The organism is Dongia mobilis, assembly GCF_004363235.1.
In the GTDB taxonomy this organism is placed as follows: domain Bacteria; phylum Pseudomonadota; class Alphaproteobacteria; order Dongiales; family Dongiaceae; genus Dongia; species Dongia mobilis.
Window position 1 is genome coordinate 327,295 of sequence record NZ_SNYW01000006.1, and the last position, 14,665, is coordinate 341,959.

Sequence of the window (14,665 nt, forward strand, 5' to 3'; positions counted from 1 at the left end):
GGAGACAAGCATGAGATCGACCATCACCAGAATTCTTGCCGCGGCAACCCTCTCTGCCTGTGTCAGTTCCACGGCAACGGGTGCGGAATTCGACCTCGCCGATTGGCCGCAGATTGAGCAGGCTGCACGGGGCCAGACCGTCTATTTCAATGCCTGGGGCGGTTCGGAGAGCATCAACGCCTATATCGAATGGGTCGGTACGGAGTTGCGCCGGCGATATGGCGTCGACGTCGTGCATGTCAAGCTCGATGACACGGCCCATGCCGTCAGCAAGGTCGTTGCCGAGAAGGCGACCGGCAAGGATCAGGGAGGCGCTGTCGATCTGATCTGGATCAACGGCGAGAATTTCGTCTCGATGAAGCGGCAGGACCTGCTTTTGACGCCGGGTTGGGCGACGCAGCTTCCCAACTGGACCTATGTCGACGTCGAGAACCAGTCGAGCATTCTTGCGGATTTCACGGAACCGACGGAAGGTCTGGAAAGTCCCTGGGGTGGCGCCAAGCTGGTATTTTTCTACGATAGTGCGCGAACCGACAAGGAAGGCCTGCCCGACAGCGCCCGTGAACTTCTCGACTGGGCGAAGAAGAATCCCGGGCGGTTCTCGTATCCGGCGCCGCCGGACTTCATCGGTTCCTCCTTCCTCAAGCAGGTGCTGAGCGAATTGATCGACGAGCCTGGCAAGCTGGCCAAGCGAGTTGATGACGAAACCTTTGCCAGAGACGTTGCGCCGCTCTTTGCCTATCTGGACGAACTGCATCCGGTGGCGTGGCGATCCGGCCGGACGTTCCCCAAGAACTATCCGGACATGAAACAGAAGCTGGCGGACAGCGAACTGGATATCATCTTTGCCTTCAACCCCGCCGAGGCGTCCGCCGCCATTGCCGCCGGTGAGCTGCCGGATACCGTTCGCAGCTTCACCTTCTCCGGGGGTACCCTGGGCAACACCCATTTTGTTGCCATCCCCTATAACGCCAATGCGAAGGAAGGGGCGCTTCTGACGGCGAATTTCCTGATCTCGGCCGAGGCGCAATTGCGCAAGCAGGACCCGCAATACTGGGGCGATCCAACGGTGCTGTCATTGACCAAACTGCCGGAATCGGCGCGCGACGCCTTCATGGCCCTTGATCTCGGGGTCGCCACATTACGACCGAACGAACTCGGGCCAGTCATCTCCGAACCGCATGCGAGCTGGATGGATCGCATCGAGGGCGAGTGGCAACGGCGGTATGTTGAAAGCAACTGAACCGGCATCGACGGGGCGTGCGGCTGCAACGAGGTTGCTGACCGACACGCTACCGCCACGGCTCGCCCTTATGGCGATGATAGCGGTCCTCACTCTGCCGCTGCTGTTCGGCATGCTGGGAGTGATCCTGCCTGCCTTCGGTTATTTTCCGGCACTGGGCGGCCATGAAGTCGGCCTGGCGCATTTCTCCGATCTGGCGGCCGTGCCGGGCCTGGCGAGATCGGCGCTGCTCAGTCTCTTCAGTGGCCTTGGCGCCACATCGCTGTCGGTCCTGACCGTGGTGCTTTTCCTGGCCGCCTTCGCCGGCACACCGGTCTTGCGCCGGGTGCAGCATTTCCTGTCTCCGCTCCTTGCCATTCCGCATGCAGCTGCCGCGTTCGGAATAGCGTTCCTCTTCGCGCCGTCGGGTTTTCTCATTCGGCTAGTGGCGCCTGTCCTCGGCATTGACCGGCCTCCGGACCTCTTGATTCCACATGACCCGCTGGGCCTAGCCCTGGTCGCCGGGCTGGTGATCAAGGAGATACCGTTCCTGTTTCTGGTCGCGCTGGCGGCTCTTCCTCAAGTCAACTTGTCTGCCACCAGGCAGTTGGCGGCGTCGCTCGGGTATGGCCGCATAGCCGGCTTCCTTTTCCTGCTTTGGCCCGGCATCTATCGGCAGATCCGCTTTGCCGTCTATGCGGTCGTCGCCTATTCCAGTTCGGTGGTCGACGTGGCTGTGATCCTTGGCCCGACGATGCCGGGAACTTTGGCAACCCGACTGCTGGAATGGATGAGCGATCCTGACCTTGCCGCGAGATTTCGCGCCTCTGCCGGGGCTCTGCTGCAGTTTGGCGTTACCATTGTCGCGCTGTTGCTGTGGCATGCCACCGAACGGGTTGGCAGGGTCGCGCTGATTGCCGCCCGTGATCGGGGTGCCCGATGCCGGCGGGACCGGGGGCTACGCTGGTTCGCGGCCGGGACGGTTCTGTGCGCGTCGGCCATCGTGTTCGGGGGAATCGCCGTCCTGGCACTCTGGTCCGTTGCCGGGCTGTGGCAGTATCCGGAAGTGACGCCGTCCAGCTACACTCTGAAGACATGGATCGACGTTCTGCCACGCACCGTAGGGCCGTTGTGGACCACGGTGACGGTGGGTTTGGCGGCAGCCCTGATTGCCCTGCTGCTGACTGTCGGCTGCCTCGAACGCGAAACGCAAGGCGGCAAGAAAGCCGGGGGCTGGGCTCCGTTCTTGTTGTATCTGCCCTTGATCGTGCCGCAGATCACCTTTGTCTTTGGACTGCAGTTGCTGTTTCTGGCGTCCGGCACCACATACCGCCTGTCGGCCCTGGTTCTGGTGCATCTGGTATTTGCCCTTCCCTATGTTTTCCTGTCGCTCTCGGATCCGTGGCGGGCGCTCGATACCAGATATGACTCGATTGCGACTGCGCTCGGCCGTTCGCGTTTGGCAAGCCTGCTGGTCGTTCGGTTGCCGATGTTGACACGAGCCATATTGACGGCCGCCGCCGTAGGGTTTGCCGTATCGGTCGGCCAATATCTGCCGACCGTTCTGATCGGCGAGGGACGCCTCGCTACAATCACGACGGAGGCCGTGGCCCTGGCTTCGGGCGGCAACCGGCGCCTCATCGGAATCTATGCCCTGCTGCAGGCGACGTTGCCGTTCGTTGCCTTTCTGCTGGCTTCGCTGGTCCCGGCGCTGCTCTTCCGCAACCGACGCGCCATGAGGGTGTGAATGCCAATGGCTGGTGAAGAAGGCAGCAATCTGATGCTGGTCGGGATTGATATCCGGCTCAAGGGTCGATGCTTGATCACGCTTTCTGCCGAGATAGCGGCCGGCGAGGTGCTGACGGTCATGGGACCATCGGGCTCCGGCAAGTCAACCCTGCTTGCTTATATTGGCGGGTTCATCGATCCCGTTTTCACGGCAATGGGAGAGGTCCGTATTGCCGGGCGCAACCTCGCCGAACTGCCGCCCGAGGATCGGCATGCCGGAATCCTGTTCCAGGACCCGCTTCTCTTTCCGCATATGTCCGTCGGCGCCAATGTCGCCTTCGCCGTACCCGCTGCGATCTCGCGGCGGGCGGAGCGGCGCCGCATCGCGACGCAGGCACTGGGTGACGTCGGTCTTGCCGACTTCTTCGACCGCGACCCTGACACGCTCTCGGGAGGGCAGAAGGCGCGAGTCGCCCTGGCGCGGGTGCTTGTCTCGCAGCCGCGATTGCTGCTGCTTGACGAGCCCTTTTCGAAACTTGACGCTCCTCTTCGCAGTCAGATGCGCCAGCTGGTCTTTGCCCGGGCGAGAGAGGCGGCGCTGCCCGTAATTCTCGTCACGCATGACGAGGCAGACGCCGCGGCTGCCGGCGGAATCCTGCACCGGCTGGGTGACGGTGGCGACAACGATCCGGCAGCAACCGGCTATCGAATTTGGCAGTCGGCCGTATGATGCCGCGCGCCGGCAAGCACGTCCTGCTCCTGGGGGGTGGACACGCCCATGTCGAGGTCGTCCGTCAGGCCAGGTCACTCGGGCCCGCAGCGACCGTCACCCTGGTTTCGCCGTCCCGCTGGGCGCCTTATTCGGGCATGCTGCCCGGCCATATTGCAGGCCGCTATCGCTTCGAAGATTTTCATATCGATCTCGAGTCTCTCTGCCGGCGAGCGGGCGTCGAGTTCCGTCCGGGAAGGGCTGTCGCAATCGACGCCGACACCCGGCGCGTGACACTGTCGAACGGATCGGCACTGGAATACGATCTGCTGTCCCTCGACATCGGCTCGACGCCCAACCTGGCGCAAGGGGTCAATGGCGGCATTGCGGTCAAGCCGATCGCCAGTTTTACAGCGCGGTTGGGCGCTCTCGACACGCTGCTGCGTGAGAAGGGCGGACCATTGCACCTGGCCGTCATCGGACAGGGCGTGGCCGGTGTTGAAATTTCTCTGGCCCTGCACAGCCGCCTTGCGCGGCTGGCGTGCGCGACCGGCGGACTCAAGATCACGCTTGTCGGTCGTGGCAAGGATGTGATTCCTGAGCGCAGCGCCATGTGCCGCTGGCTGACCCGAAAGGCACTCGCAAGATCGGGCGTTCGCATTCTGTCGGACTTTGACGTGATTGCCTTGAAGGAGGGGCAACTCTTCTCGCGCGACGGCCGGCACCTGGCCGTTGACGAAGTGGTTTGGACGACGTCCAGTGGGGCCGCCCCGTGGCTTCGGCTTTCCGGCCTCGCGCTCGATCGGCATGGCTTCGTGCGCGTCGACCGGTACCTGCGCTCGATCTCGCATCCCACCATCTTCGCCGCCGGGGATATTGCCGCGCTTGATGATCCGCGTCCAAAGGCGGGCGTGTTTGCGGTACGGGCCGGCCCTGTCCTCGCAGAGAACCTTGGCCGCATGCTGGCCGGCTTGGAACTGCGACCCTTCGTGCCGCAAAGATCCTGGCTGGTTCTGCTGTCCCTCGGCAATGATCGAGCGATCGCCGACAAATGGGGCCTGGCCGTCTCTGGCCGGTGGGTTGCCGCCTGGAAGCATTGGATCGATGCCAGATTCGTCCGGCGCTACATCGATCGCGAGGGATGACGGAGCAGATTTTTGCTCTGATCCCGGCTGCAGGCTTTCCCTGGTCTTACGGAGCGTAACAATGGTCGAAAGCATGCGTATTCGATGAGCAGCGGGGGATGATCCGGCCGTTGGGTTGATCCCAATGGGAAGGAAATCAACCCCGAACGCCACTCCTGAACCGCACTTCCACAGCCACAATCCCGAACCCATGTCATGGTATCCATTTGGCAGATAGCCGCGAAGTCGATCGGTGTCTCCGACCAGCCGATTGCATTGCCGGCACGCGTACGCACGGCGCTCGAGACCGAACGGCAAAAGGCCGAACTGCTGATCTCATGGGTCCAGGCGATCATTCTCGCCATATGGACGGGTCTCTATCTTGCGGCCCCAAGGGCGTTCCCCGAGGATGTCATGTTCGAGCCCGTACCCTGGACGCTCGGACTCTATGCGGTCATTCTGGGTGTGCGCCTGTGGCTTTCCCTGATGAACCGGCTTTCGGACCTGTTGGTGGGCCTGTTTATCCTGTTCGACGTTTCTGCGTTGATGGTGCTGATCTGGTCGTTTCATCTCCAGTATCAGCAACCGGCTGCCTTCTATCTGAAAGCGCCGACCATCCTTTACATCTTCATTTTCATTACGGTGCGGGCGCTGCGCTTCGAACCCAGGTGGATTATCTTCACGGGTGCCGCCGGCGCCGCAGGCTGGTCGGTCTTGCTTGTCCTGGCAATTCTCGCCGATGACAGCGGAAGTGGCATAACACGCGACTACATCACCTACATGACGTCAGCCACGATTCTGCTTGGCGCAGAGTTCGACAAAATCATCACGATCGCGATCGTTTCCTTGATCCTGGCGATTGCACTCATGCGCGCCCGCCGAACAATGGAGCGCGCCGTCCATGATCACCTGACAGTGACCGAACTCTCTCGCTTCGTGTCGTCGGATGTGGCAACCACAATCAGTTCCGCGCACAACGAGATCAGGCCGGGTCAGGCGGAAACAAGGCTGGCCGCGGCTCTGTTTGTCGACCTGCGTGGGTTCACGGATCTCGCCCGCCAGTTGAGTCCAGCCGATCTGATGGCCATGCTGGGCGATTATCAGAAGCGCGTCATTTCGATCGTCGCCCGACACAACGGGCAGATCGACAAATTCCTGGGCGACGGCATCTTTGCAAGTTTCGGCGCAGCGCGGGATTCCGGGACCTGTGCCGCCGATGCCCTGGTATCACTCGAGGAAATTCTGCTTGAATTGGAGGACTGGCGGCGCGGTCGCCTGGAGATGGGCCTCGCAGCGCCGTCGATCAGCGCAGCGGCAGCAAGCGGCGAGGTACTTTTCGGGGCGGTCGGCGACAACTCGCGGCTGGAATACACCGTTCTCGGCGACCCGGTGAATATTGCGTCAAAACTGGAGAAGCATACGCGCATCGAGCATGCAAACGGGCTTACCGATGCAGGAACCCTGGAACTTGCCGAGCAACAGGGCTTCAAACCGAGATTGAAATTCGAGACGCGATCCGGCCGGATGGTGAATGGGGTAAACCACCCGATGGATATCGTCGCGATCGTCCTTTGAAAGGACGGCGGAACATGCGCATCGTTCTTCCAATGGCCAATGGATGGCCTGATGCTGTCTGTCTCCCGCGCGACCCGGCCGAAAACGTTAAAGCACCCTATTTGTTTTTGCGACGGCAGACCACTCAGTGCGATCGCGCGGGGAACCAATGCTGCGTGCGGTTGGCGAAAGCGACCAGGGAGAGCATTACGGGTACCTCGACCAGCACCCCGACCACGGTGGCGAGTGCCGCACCCGAATGCAGGCCAAAGAGGCTGATGGCGACAGCGACGGCAAGCTCGAAAAAGTTCGACGTGCCGATGAGGGCGCAAGGTGCCGCAATGTCGAAGGGAATTCGCCAGGCCCGCGCCGCGAGATAGGCGAGGGCGAAGATGCCGTAGGACTGGATGATGAGCGGTACGGCAATGAGGCCGATCACGATCGGCTGGGCAAGCACGACTTGCCCCTGGAAGCCGAACAGCAGGACGACGGTCGCCAGCAGCCCCAGCACCGAGAACGGCTTGATGCGCGCGGTCACGCGGGCAACGGCGGCTTCCGCGTCGCCGCCGCTTCCGGCACGTTGCACGATCAGTCGGCGGGTCCAGGCGCCGGCAGCCAGCGGGATCACGACATAGAGAAGGACCGAGAGCAGCAATGTCTCCCACGGCACGGAAATGTCGGTGACGCCCAGCAGGAAAGCGACGATCGGCGCGAAGGCAAAGATCATGATGATGTCGTTGACCGAGACCTGGACCAGGGTATAGGCCGGGTTGCCGCGGGTGAGCTGGCTCCACACGAAGACCATGGCGGTACAGGGGGCGGCGCCCAGCAGGATGAGACCGGCGATATATTGCTGGGCATCGGCAGGCGCGATCCAGTCGGCAAACACGATCTCGAAGAACAGGACGCCGAGTCCGGCCATGGTGAAGGGCTTGATCACCCAGTTGACCACGATGGTCACGACCAACCCCTTAGGCCGGTCGGCGATGTGGCCGAGGCTGGCGAAATCGACATTCACCATCATCGGATAAACCATGGCCCAGATCAGCGCGGCCACGACCAGATTGACCGAGGCGTATTCCAGGGCCGCCAGCATGGCGAAGAGTCCGGGCAGGAAATGGCCGAGGGCAAGTCCCGCCGCGATGCAGAGCGCAACCCAAAGGGACAGCCATTTCTCGAAGAAGCCGATGCCGCCGGGGGTGGCGTCGTTCCGGGCCAAGTCTCTATCGGTCATTTGGTCGGTTTCCAGGAAATCGGGGACGATGCGAGCAGGAGCGCTGTAACGAAGCCCGGACAGTGGCGCCGGCAGCCAGCGCTTGCAAGCCCTCACGCGCCGGCAGGGCGACGCCGCACCAGTATTTCGAAATAATCCGAAATATCGCTTGACGCGAAGGGCAGATCAAGCCAAATTATTTCCATGAAACTCGAAACAGCAGCACAGCAACTGGCCTCTCTCGGCAATCCTATCCGCCTCAAGCTATATCGGGCTTTGGTGCGGGCGGGGCATGTGGGGTGCGCCTGCGGCGTCCTGCAGGACAAGCTTGGCATCCCGGCCTCGACGCTCTCTCATCATATCAAGCAATTGATGGAGACGGGGCTGGTCTATCAGGAACGGCAGGGCACCACGCTGGTTTGCCATGCGCACTACCCGGCCATGGAAAAGCTGGTGGGCTATCTGGCCGACGAATGCTGCGCGGAATCTGGCTGCGAAGTATCGAAGGAAAAAGCGGCCTAGGTGGGCCCCTTTTTTTGGCTAACTATTTCGATAAAAATGGAAATAAAGGAGTGCCTGGATGACAACCCTGAATGACCTGCCGGTCGCCGTCATTGGCGCCGGACCGATCGGCCTTGCCGCCGCGGCGCATCTTGCCGAGCGCAATGTTCCCGTAAAGGTGTTTGAAGCGGGAGCGAGTGTCGGCGCCAACATCCGCGACTGGGCGCATGTGCGGGTCTTCACCACCTGGGAGCAGAATGTCGACACGGCCTCGCGCCGCCTTCTGGAACGTAATGGCTGGTCGCTGCCTGCGGCTGACGCGCTGCCGACTGGCGGCGAGCTTTATCGCGACTACCTCGCGCCGCTGGCGGAGGTGCCCGAACTGACAGGGTCCATCGAAACCGGTGCCCGGGTGGTCGCCATTGCCCGTCAGGGCCTCGACAAGGTCACCAGTCGTGGTCGGGACGGACGACCCTTCGAGTTGCGCATCGTCGACAGCATGGGTGACGAGCGCACCTTCCTGGCACGGGCCGTCGTGGATGCGTCGGGGACATGGCAGAACCCGAATCCGCTGGGCGCCTCCGGCCTGCCGGCTGCTGGCGAGCATGCCCATGCTGCTCGCATCGCCTACGGTATGCCGGACGTGCTGGGTGCTGCGCGCGCCGACTATGCCGGCAAGCGCATTGCCGTGGTCGGCGGCGGCTATTCGGCGATCAACGTGCTCCTCGATCTGGTTCGCCTGATGGAGGTCGCCCCGGCGACAGAGGCGGTCTGGGTCGTACGCGGCACCGATATGAACCGGGTCTATGGCGGTGGCTCGGCTGACCAGTTGGAGGCGCGCGGTGCGCTGGGCACGAAACTGCGGCAACTGGTCGATAGCGGCCACATCAGCCTGGTGACGGGTTTTGCCACCCGTGGGGTGCGCGCCAACGGCAAGGGTGTTGAACTCCTCGGCACGCTCCGCGGTGCCGACGCGGTACTTCAACCGGTCGATCGAATTGTGGTGGCGACCGGCCAGCGGCCGGATCTCCTGATGACGCGGGAGTTACGGTTGGAGCTCGATCCCTGGCTGGAGGGTGTCAAGGCACTGGGGCCATTGATCGATCCCAATCTGCATTCCTGTGGCTCGGTTCCGCCCCATGGTCACCGCGAGGTCTCGCATCCAGAGCCCGGCTTTTACACGATCGGGGTCAAGAGCTATGGCCGGGCGCCCACCTTCCTGCTGCTCACCGGCTATGAGCAGGCGCGCTCGGTGGCGGCGGCGATCGCCGGCGACTGGCAAGCGGCGGACAATGTGCATCTGGTGCTGCCCGAGACCGGCATCTGTTCGACCGATACTGCGGTCGGCGCCGCGGGCTGCTGCGGTGGCCCGGCACCCGCCGAAGTCGACGCTTGCTGCGTCGCCGATGCCGTGGCCAAGGATGCCGGCAAGAAGGGTTGCGGCTGCGGGGTCGCCGCTTGACGTCAACCGGCGCCAGGGCGTGGCATCCGACTTCGCCCTGGCGTGTCGTACCTGCCCTGGGAATCGCCCAGATTCTGGCCTGGGGCTCGTCCTACTACCTGCCGGCCGTACTGGCACAGCCGATTGCGCTGGATACCGGTTGGGCGCTGAGCTGGGTCGTCGGTGGCCTCTCGCTCGGCCTGCTGGTGGCGGGGCTTGCATCGCCACTGGTCGGTCGCCGCATCCGCCGCCATGGCGGCCGCCCGATTCTGGCGATGAGTTCCCTCCTGCTGTCGGGCGGTCTTGCGGGTCTCGCTCTCGCGCCAAATCTCCCGGCCTTCATTGCGGCATGGGTGGTCATGGGTCTCGGCATGGGGGCCGGGCTCTATGATCCGGCGTTCTCGACTCTGGGCCATCTCTATGGCCATGGCGCGCGCCAGCACATCACCACGCTGACCCTGTTCGGTGGCTTCGCCAGCACCGCGTGCTGGCCGCTCTCGGCCTTGCTGGTCTCCGAACTGGGCTGGCGCGGCGCTTGCTTCAGCTATGCCGTCCTGCATCTTTTGGTCTGTCTGCCGCTCTATTGGAAGGGGCTGCCGACCGCGCCGGCGGAGCCGGTACCGGACCCGGTCGCGCCCGAATCGCGCCCGGGCATCACGCCGGCAACAGGCCGGCTCTTCATTCTGCTCGCGGCCACGCTGATGATCGGAGCGGTCCTTTCCACCCTCATGTCGGTGCATCTGCTGACAATCCTGCAGGCGCGCGACATATCACTTGCGGCGGCGGTGGCCCTGGGGGCACTGGTGGGCCCATCGCAGGTCAGCGCCCGCTTCATCGAGATGCTGGTCGGCCGCTACCATCATCCGATCTGGACCAAGATCGCCTCGGTGAGCTTCGTGGCTCTGGGTCTTGGCCTGCTCTGGTTCGAGATACCGCTGATCGCCTGCGCCATGATCTTCTATGGCGCCGGGATCGGGCTCGAATCCATCGCCCGTGCCACGCTGCCGCTCACCTTGTTTGGTCCCGATGATTACGCACCGATCATGGGACGCCTCGCTCGCCCGAGCCTCATTGCGCAGGCTGCGGCGCCGGCTCTGGGCGCCCTGCTGATTCAGTTTATGGGGCCAGTTGGCGGGCTTGGTATCGTGGTTCTCCTGGCCTGCGGGAACGTGGTTCTGGTCGGATTCCTTTACGCCGCCTGCCAGAAGGCGCGATCGGCCGGCTGAATGCCGATCCAACAGGAATTGTCACAATAGTTTCATGCCATTGGGTCTTTGTTTCTATTATCGTTGAACAATGGAAACAATTGACGCGGCAGAACTGTTCACGGCCCTTGGCCAGACGACCAGGCTGGATCTGATCCGGGCGCTGCTGGCGGCCGGGCCGACCGGTCTGCCTGCGGGCGACATTGCCGCGCAGCTGGGCGTGGCGGCCTCGACCCTCTCCTTTCACCTGCGCGCGCTGGAGCAGGCGGAACTCATTGTCGTCACGCGTTACGGCCGATCGCTGGTCTATGCCGCCAATCTCGAGCGGTTGCGCGACCTGCTCGCCTATCTCGCCGGTGCCTGCTGTGGTTTCTCGCCCGTCCACCAGGCGGCACTCGGCACCTTCCTCGACACCCTCACCGCGGAGTCCCGGCCGATGGCGACCGATCCCTTCAACGTCCTCTTTCTCTGCACCCGCAATTCCGCCCGCTCGATCATGGCCGAAGCGATCCTCAACAAGATCGGCGGCCAGCGTTTCCGAGCTATCTCGGCAGGATCGGCGCCCGCCGAGGATGGGCCACTGCCGGAAGTGCTCGCGCAATTGAAGGCGATGGGGCATGACGTTTCGACGCTGCGCTCCAAGTCGTGGGACGAATTCATCCAGCCGGGCGCACCGCAGATCGATTTCGTGATCGCGCTTTGCGACACGCTCTCGGGCCAGGTCTGCCCGGATTTCGGGACCAGCGTGGTGACGGCTTCCTGGCCCTTGCCGGATCCGGCCAAATTCGCTGGAAGTGCCGCCGAGCGTGCAACCTTGCTCAACGAACTCTATGCAAGTCTGCGGCGGCGGCTCGAGATCTTCATCAACCTGCCGATCGTCTCGCTCAACAAGCTGTCGCTGCAGGCGAAGCTGGACGAACTCGCAGATCCGCATGCACTGGCACGATAGGAGCAGGGCTATGAGAATTGGCATCAGCGGCATGGGCCGCGTCGGGCGGCTTGCACTGCGCGCCGGGCTCGGTGCTGCCTTGCGCCCGAAGGACGATCCCCGGCGGGGAAACCGGCTCGACATCATCCATGTGAACGAGATCAAGGGCGGAGCCGCAGCGACCGCGCATCTCATCGAATTCGACAGCGTTCAGGGGCGCTGGCGCGATGCCGACATCGCGGCGGAGGGCGACGAAGCGATCCGCATCGGCGATCGCCGCATCGGCTTCTCATCTCATTCCGCGCCGGGCGATATTCCCTGGGGCGATCTCGGCGTCGACATCTTGCTGGAATGCACGGGAAAGTTCCTGACGCCGGAGGCCCTGCAGGGACATCTCGACCGGGGGGCAAAGCGTGTGATCGTCGCCGCCCCGGTCAAGTTCGACAGCGTGCTCAATGTCGTCGTCGGCGTGAACCATCACCTCTACGACCCAGCCAGGCACCCGATCCTGACCGCGGCCTCCTGCACCACCAATTGCCTGGCGCCGGTGATCAAGGTCGTGCACGAGGCAATCGGTATCCGCCACGGCCAGATCACCACCATCCATGATCCAACCAACACCAATGTCGTGACCGACGCACCGCACAAGGATCTGCGGCGCGCGCGCAGCGCGCTACTCTCGCTGCAACCGACGACGACGGGCAGCGCCACGGCGATTGCCCTCATTTATCCCGAACTCAAGGGCAAGCTGAATGGCCACGCCGTCCGCGCGCCTATCCTCAACGCCAGCCTGACGGATTGCGTTCTTGAACTGGCACGATCGACCAGTTCCGAAGAAGTGAACGACCTGTTCCGGATTGCCGCCGGGGGTGAGCTTGCCGGAATCCTGGGTGTCGAGGAGAAACCGCTGGTTTCGGCGGATTTCGTCGGAGACACCAGGAGCAGCATCGTCGATGCGCTCTCGACCATGGTGACCGATGGCACGTTGCTCAAAATCTATGCGTGGTACGACAACGAAATGGGTTATGCCTGTCGCATGGTCGATCTGGCCAATCACGTCGCGGCGACCGGAATCTGAGCCATCGTGACCGCCGCCTTGCGCAATTATGCCATCGTCACCGCCGCCTATTGGGGCTTCACCCTCACCGACGGCGCCTTGCGCATGCTGGTCCTGCTGCATTTCTTCCGCCTCGGCTATTCGCCGCTGACGCTGAGCCTGCTTTTCCTGCTCTACGAAGCCGCCGGCATCATCGCCAATCTAATCGGCGGCTGGCTCGCCGTGCGCTTCGGCATCGCGCGCATGCTTGCCAGCGGCCTTGCAACGCAGATCATCGGCTTTCTCTTCATGTCGGCGCTGCAGCCGGAATGGAGCGCCCTTCTGTCAGTGGCCTGGGTGATGGTGGCCCAGGGTATCTGCGGCATCGCCAAGGATGTCACCAAGACCGCCAGCAAATCGGCAATCAAGCTGACCTCGGACCAGGCGCCGTCCGCCGGAGCCGAACGCCGCTTGTTCCGCTGGGTCGCCTGGTTCACCGGCAGCAAGAATGCGATGAAAGGGTTAGGCTTTTTCCTGGGCGGTGTTCTGCTTGAACTGCTTGGTTTCCGTTTGGCGCTCTGGGTGATGGCAGCGGCGCTCGCCCTCATTCTAGCCGGCGTCATGCTTTCTTTGCCGCCCCTGATGGGCAAGGCGCAGGCATCGCGGAACGCGCGCGAATTTCTGGCGAAGAGCCGGGGCGTCAATTTGCTGGCGGCCGCCCGCGTGCTGCTGTTCGGTGCGCGCGATGTCTGGTTCGTCGTCGGCCTGCCCGTCTTTCTCTATGCCTCGGGCTGGACCTTTGCCATGGTCGGAGGATTCCTGGCCGCCTGGACCATCGGCTATGGCATTGTCCAGGCGGCTGCTCCGGCGCTGGTTCGCCGCGAAAATGGCGATGGCCGGGCCGGCATCGCGGCGGCACGCCTGTGGTCGCTGCTGCTGACCCTTGTACCGGCCGCCATGGCTGTCTGGCTTGTCGCCGGGGAGATGGGCACTGGCGAGCCAAATGGCGAAACGATCGTGATCGGTGGCTTGCTTCTCTTCGGCGTCGCTTTCGCCATCAATTCCTCGGTCCATTCCTATCTGATCCTGGCCTATGCCGGATCGGAGAAGGCGGCCGAGGATGTCGGCTTCTATTACGCCGCCAATGCAGCCGGCCGCCTTGCCGGCACGCTGCTATCCGGCGTGCTCTTCGGGGTTGGCGGAATCGTCGCCTGCCTTGTTGGATCGGCCGCCATGGTCGCGGGCTGCTGGTTGCTGACCCTGGCGCTGCCGGTTCCTGTGGGATCACCGAAGGCCCGGCCGGACGTTTGAACCCGGGATTTTGGGACGGACTAGCGCGACGGATCGTTCTTTCGATCGGATCCACGCGCGATCGAGGAACGGCACATCAGCCTGCCGGGCCGAGCGGGTCGGCTGGCTCAGTCCGCCTGCTGCCTCTCGGTCGGCAGGTGTCCGCCCGGAAAGACCGGCGATGATTTGACGGTGCCATAAACCAGGCTGGTATTGATGGAATTGATGCCCATGATCGCGTGCAAGCGATTGCGGACAAAGGCCTCGTAGGCCTCCAGATCCGGCACCATCACGCGCAAAAGATAGTCGGCCTCGCCCGTCATCAAGTGACAGTCCAGCACCTCATCCATCTTCCGCACGCTTTCCTCGAAACGGTCGACAGCATCGCGATCGTGCCGCTGCAGCGTGATGCGGATGAAGGCGGTGACGCGCAACCCGACACCCTTGGGATCGACGTCGGCCGAATAGCCGCGGATGATCCCTGCCTCTTCCAGCAATCTGACACGTCGCAGGCAGGGCGAGGGGGACAGGTTCACCTGCGTCGCCAAGTCAACATTCGACAACCGGCCATCGCGCTGGAGGGCGCGGACAATCTGCAAATCCTTGGCATCAATTTGTCGATTAATGGTCAATTTAAACTCCAAAATGCCAAAATCAGGGTAATTATTGGCATAAAATGGCAGCACTTGCCATGGGCTTCGTGAAATCATGACG

Annotated in this window: 13 protein-coding genes; 11 read left to right on the plus strand and 2 right to left on the minus strand. The window is 62.9% G+C overall.

From position 1 onward, the window contains the following. The first annotated feature begins 10 nt into the window (after window positions 1–10). From A8950_RS03105 to A8950_RS03125, 5 genes are all read left to right on the plus strand, one after another. Complete coding sequence (locus A8950_RS03105; protein ID WP_133612146.1) at window positions 11–1,243, plus strand: ABC transporter substrate-binding protein; 1,233 nt, start codon at window positions 11–13, stop codon at window positions 1,241–1,243. Further along, entirely contained in the window at window positions 1,227–2,969 is a 1,743-nt protein-coding gene (locus A8950_RS03110; RefSeq protein WP_243735511.1) for an ABC transporter permease, read from the plus strand. Before A8950_RS03105 ends, A8950_RS03110 begins: the two co-directional genes overlap by 17 nt. Before the next feature lie 6 nt (window positions 2,970–2,975). Continuing rightward, window positions 2,976–3,680, plus strand: coding sequence for an ATP-binding cassette domain-containing protein (locus A8950_RS03115; RefSeq protein WP_133612147.1), 705 nt, complete (start codon window positions 2,976–2,978; stop codon window positions 3,678–3,680). After that, window positions 3,677–4,804 carry an FAD-dependent oxidoreductase gene (locus A8950_RS03120; protein ID WP_133612148.1) on the plus strand — a complete coding sequence of 376 codons (1,128 nt, stop codon included), beginning with the start codon at window positions 3,677–3,679 and terminating at the stop codon, window positions 4,802–4,804. The genes A8950_RS03115 and A8950_RS03120 overlap by 4 nt, the downstream gene beginning before the upstream one ends. Before the next feature lie 195 nt (window positions 4,805–4,999). After that, window positions 5,000–6,358, plus strand: coding sequence for an adenylate/guanylate cyclase domain-containing protein (locus tag A8950_RS03125; protein WP_133612149.1), 1,359 nt, complete (start codon window positions 5,000–5,002; stop codon window positions 6,356–6,358). Window positions 6,359–6,482: 124 nt separating this feature from the next. Here the strand turns inward: A8950_RS03125 and arsB are convergent, their stop codons facing one another. Next, window positions 6,483–7,571 (minus strand): ACR3 family arsenite efflux transporter, encoded by a 1,089-nt coding sequence (gene arsB / locus A8950_RS03130; protein WP_133612150.1) that lies wholly within the window; start codon window positions 7,569–7,571, stop codon window positions 6,483–6,485. A 183-nt stretch (window positions 7,572–7,754) separates the two neighbouring features. On the opposite strand from arsB, the gene A8950_RS03135 reads away from it, so the two are divergent. The 6 genes from A8950_RS03135 to arsJ all read left to right on the plus strand — a co-directional run bounded on the left by A8950_RS03135 (window position 7,755) and on the right by arsJ (window position 13,972). Then, a complete protein-coding gene (locus A8950_RS03135) occupies window positions 7,755–8,072 on the plus strand; it encodes an ArsR/SmtB family transcription factor (RefSeq protein ID WP_133612151.1) in 318 nt (105 codons plus the stop codon). Window positions 8,073–8,130: 58 nt separating this feature from the next. After that, the gene (locus tag A8950_RS03140) at window positions 8,131–9,513 is read left to right on the plus strand and encodes an FAD-dependent oxidoreductase (protein WP_133612152.1); all 1,383 of its coding nucleotides are present in this window, start codon (window positions 8,131–8,133) and stop codon (window positions 9,511–9,513) included. After that, window positions 9,510–10,718, plus strand: coding sequence for an MFS transporter (locus tag A8950_RS03145; protein ID WP_208109718.1), 1,209 nt, complete (start codon window positions 9,510–9,512; stop codon window positions 10,716–10,718). Before A8950_RS03140 ends, A8950_RS03145 begins: the two co-directional genes overlap by 4 nt. 70 nt (window positions 10,719–10,788) lie before the next feature. Then, on the plus strand, window positions 10,789–11,646 hold the full coding sequence (locus A8950_RS03150; RefSeq protein ID WP_133612153.1) for a metalloregulator ArsR/SmtB family transcription factor: 858 nt from the start codon (window positions 10,789–10,791) through the stop codon (window positions 11,644–11,646). Window positions 11,647–11,656: 10 nt separating this feature from the next. Then, the gene (locus A8950_RS03155) at window positions 11,657–12,703 is read left to right on the plus strand and encodes an ArsJ-associated glyceraldehyde-3-phosphate dehydrogenase (protein WP_133612154.1); all 1,047 of its coding nucleotides are present in this window, start codon (window positions 11,657–11,659) and stop codon (window positions 12,701–12,703) included. A 6-nt stretch (window positions 12,704–12,709) separates the two neighbouring features. Next, a complete protein-coding gene (gene arsJ / locus A8950_RS03160; RefSeq protein ID WP_133612155.1) occupies window positions 12,710–13,972 on the plus strand; it encodes an organoarsenical effux MFS transporter ArsJ in 1,263 nt (420 codons plus the stop codon). Between the two features lie 107 nt (window positions 13,973–14,079). On the opposite strand, the gene A8950_RS03165 is transcribed toward arsJ, so the two are convergent. Then, window positions 14,080–14,661 (minus strand): Lrp/AsnC family transcriptional regulator, encoded by a 582-nt coding sequence (locus A8950_RS03165; RefSeq protein ID WP_208109719.1) that lies wholly within the window; start codon window positions 14,659–14,661, stop codon window positions 14,080–14,082. Window positions 14,662–14,665 lie beyond the last annotated feature (4 nt).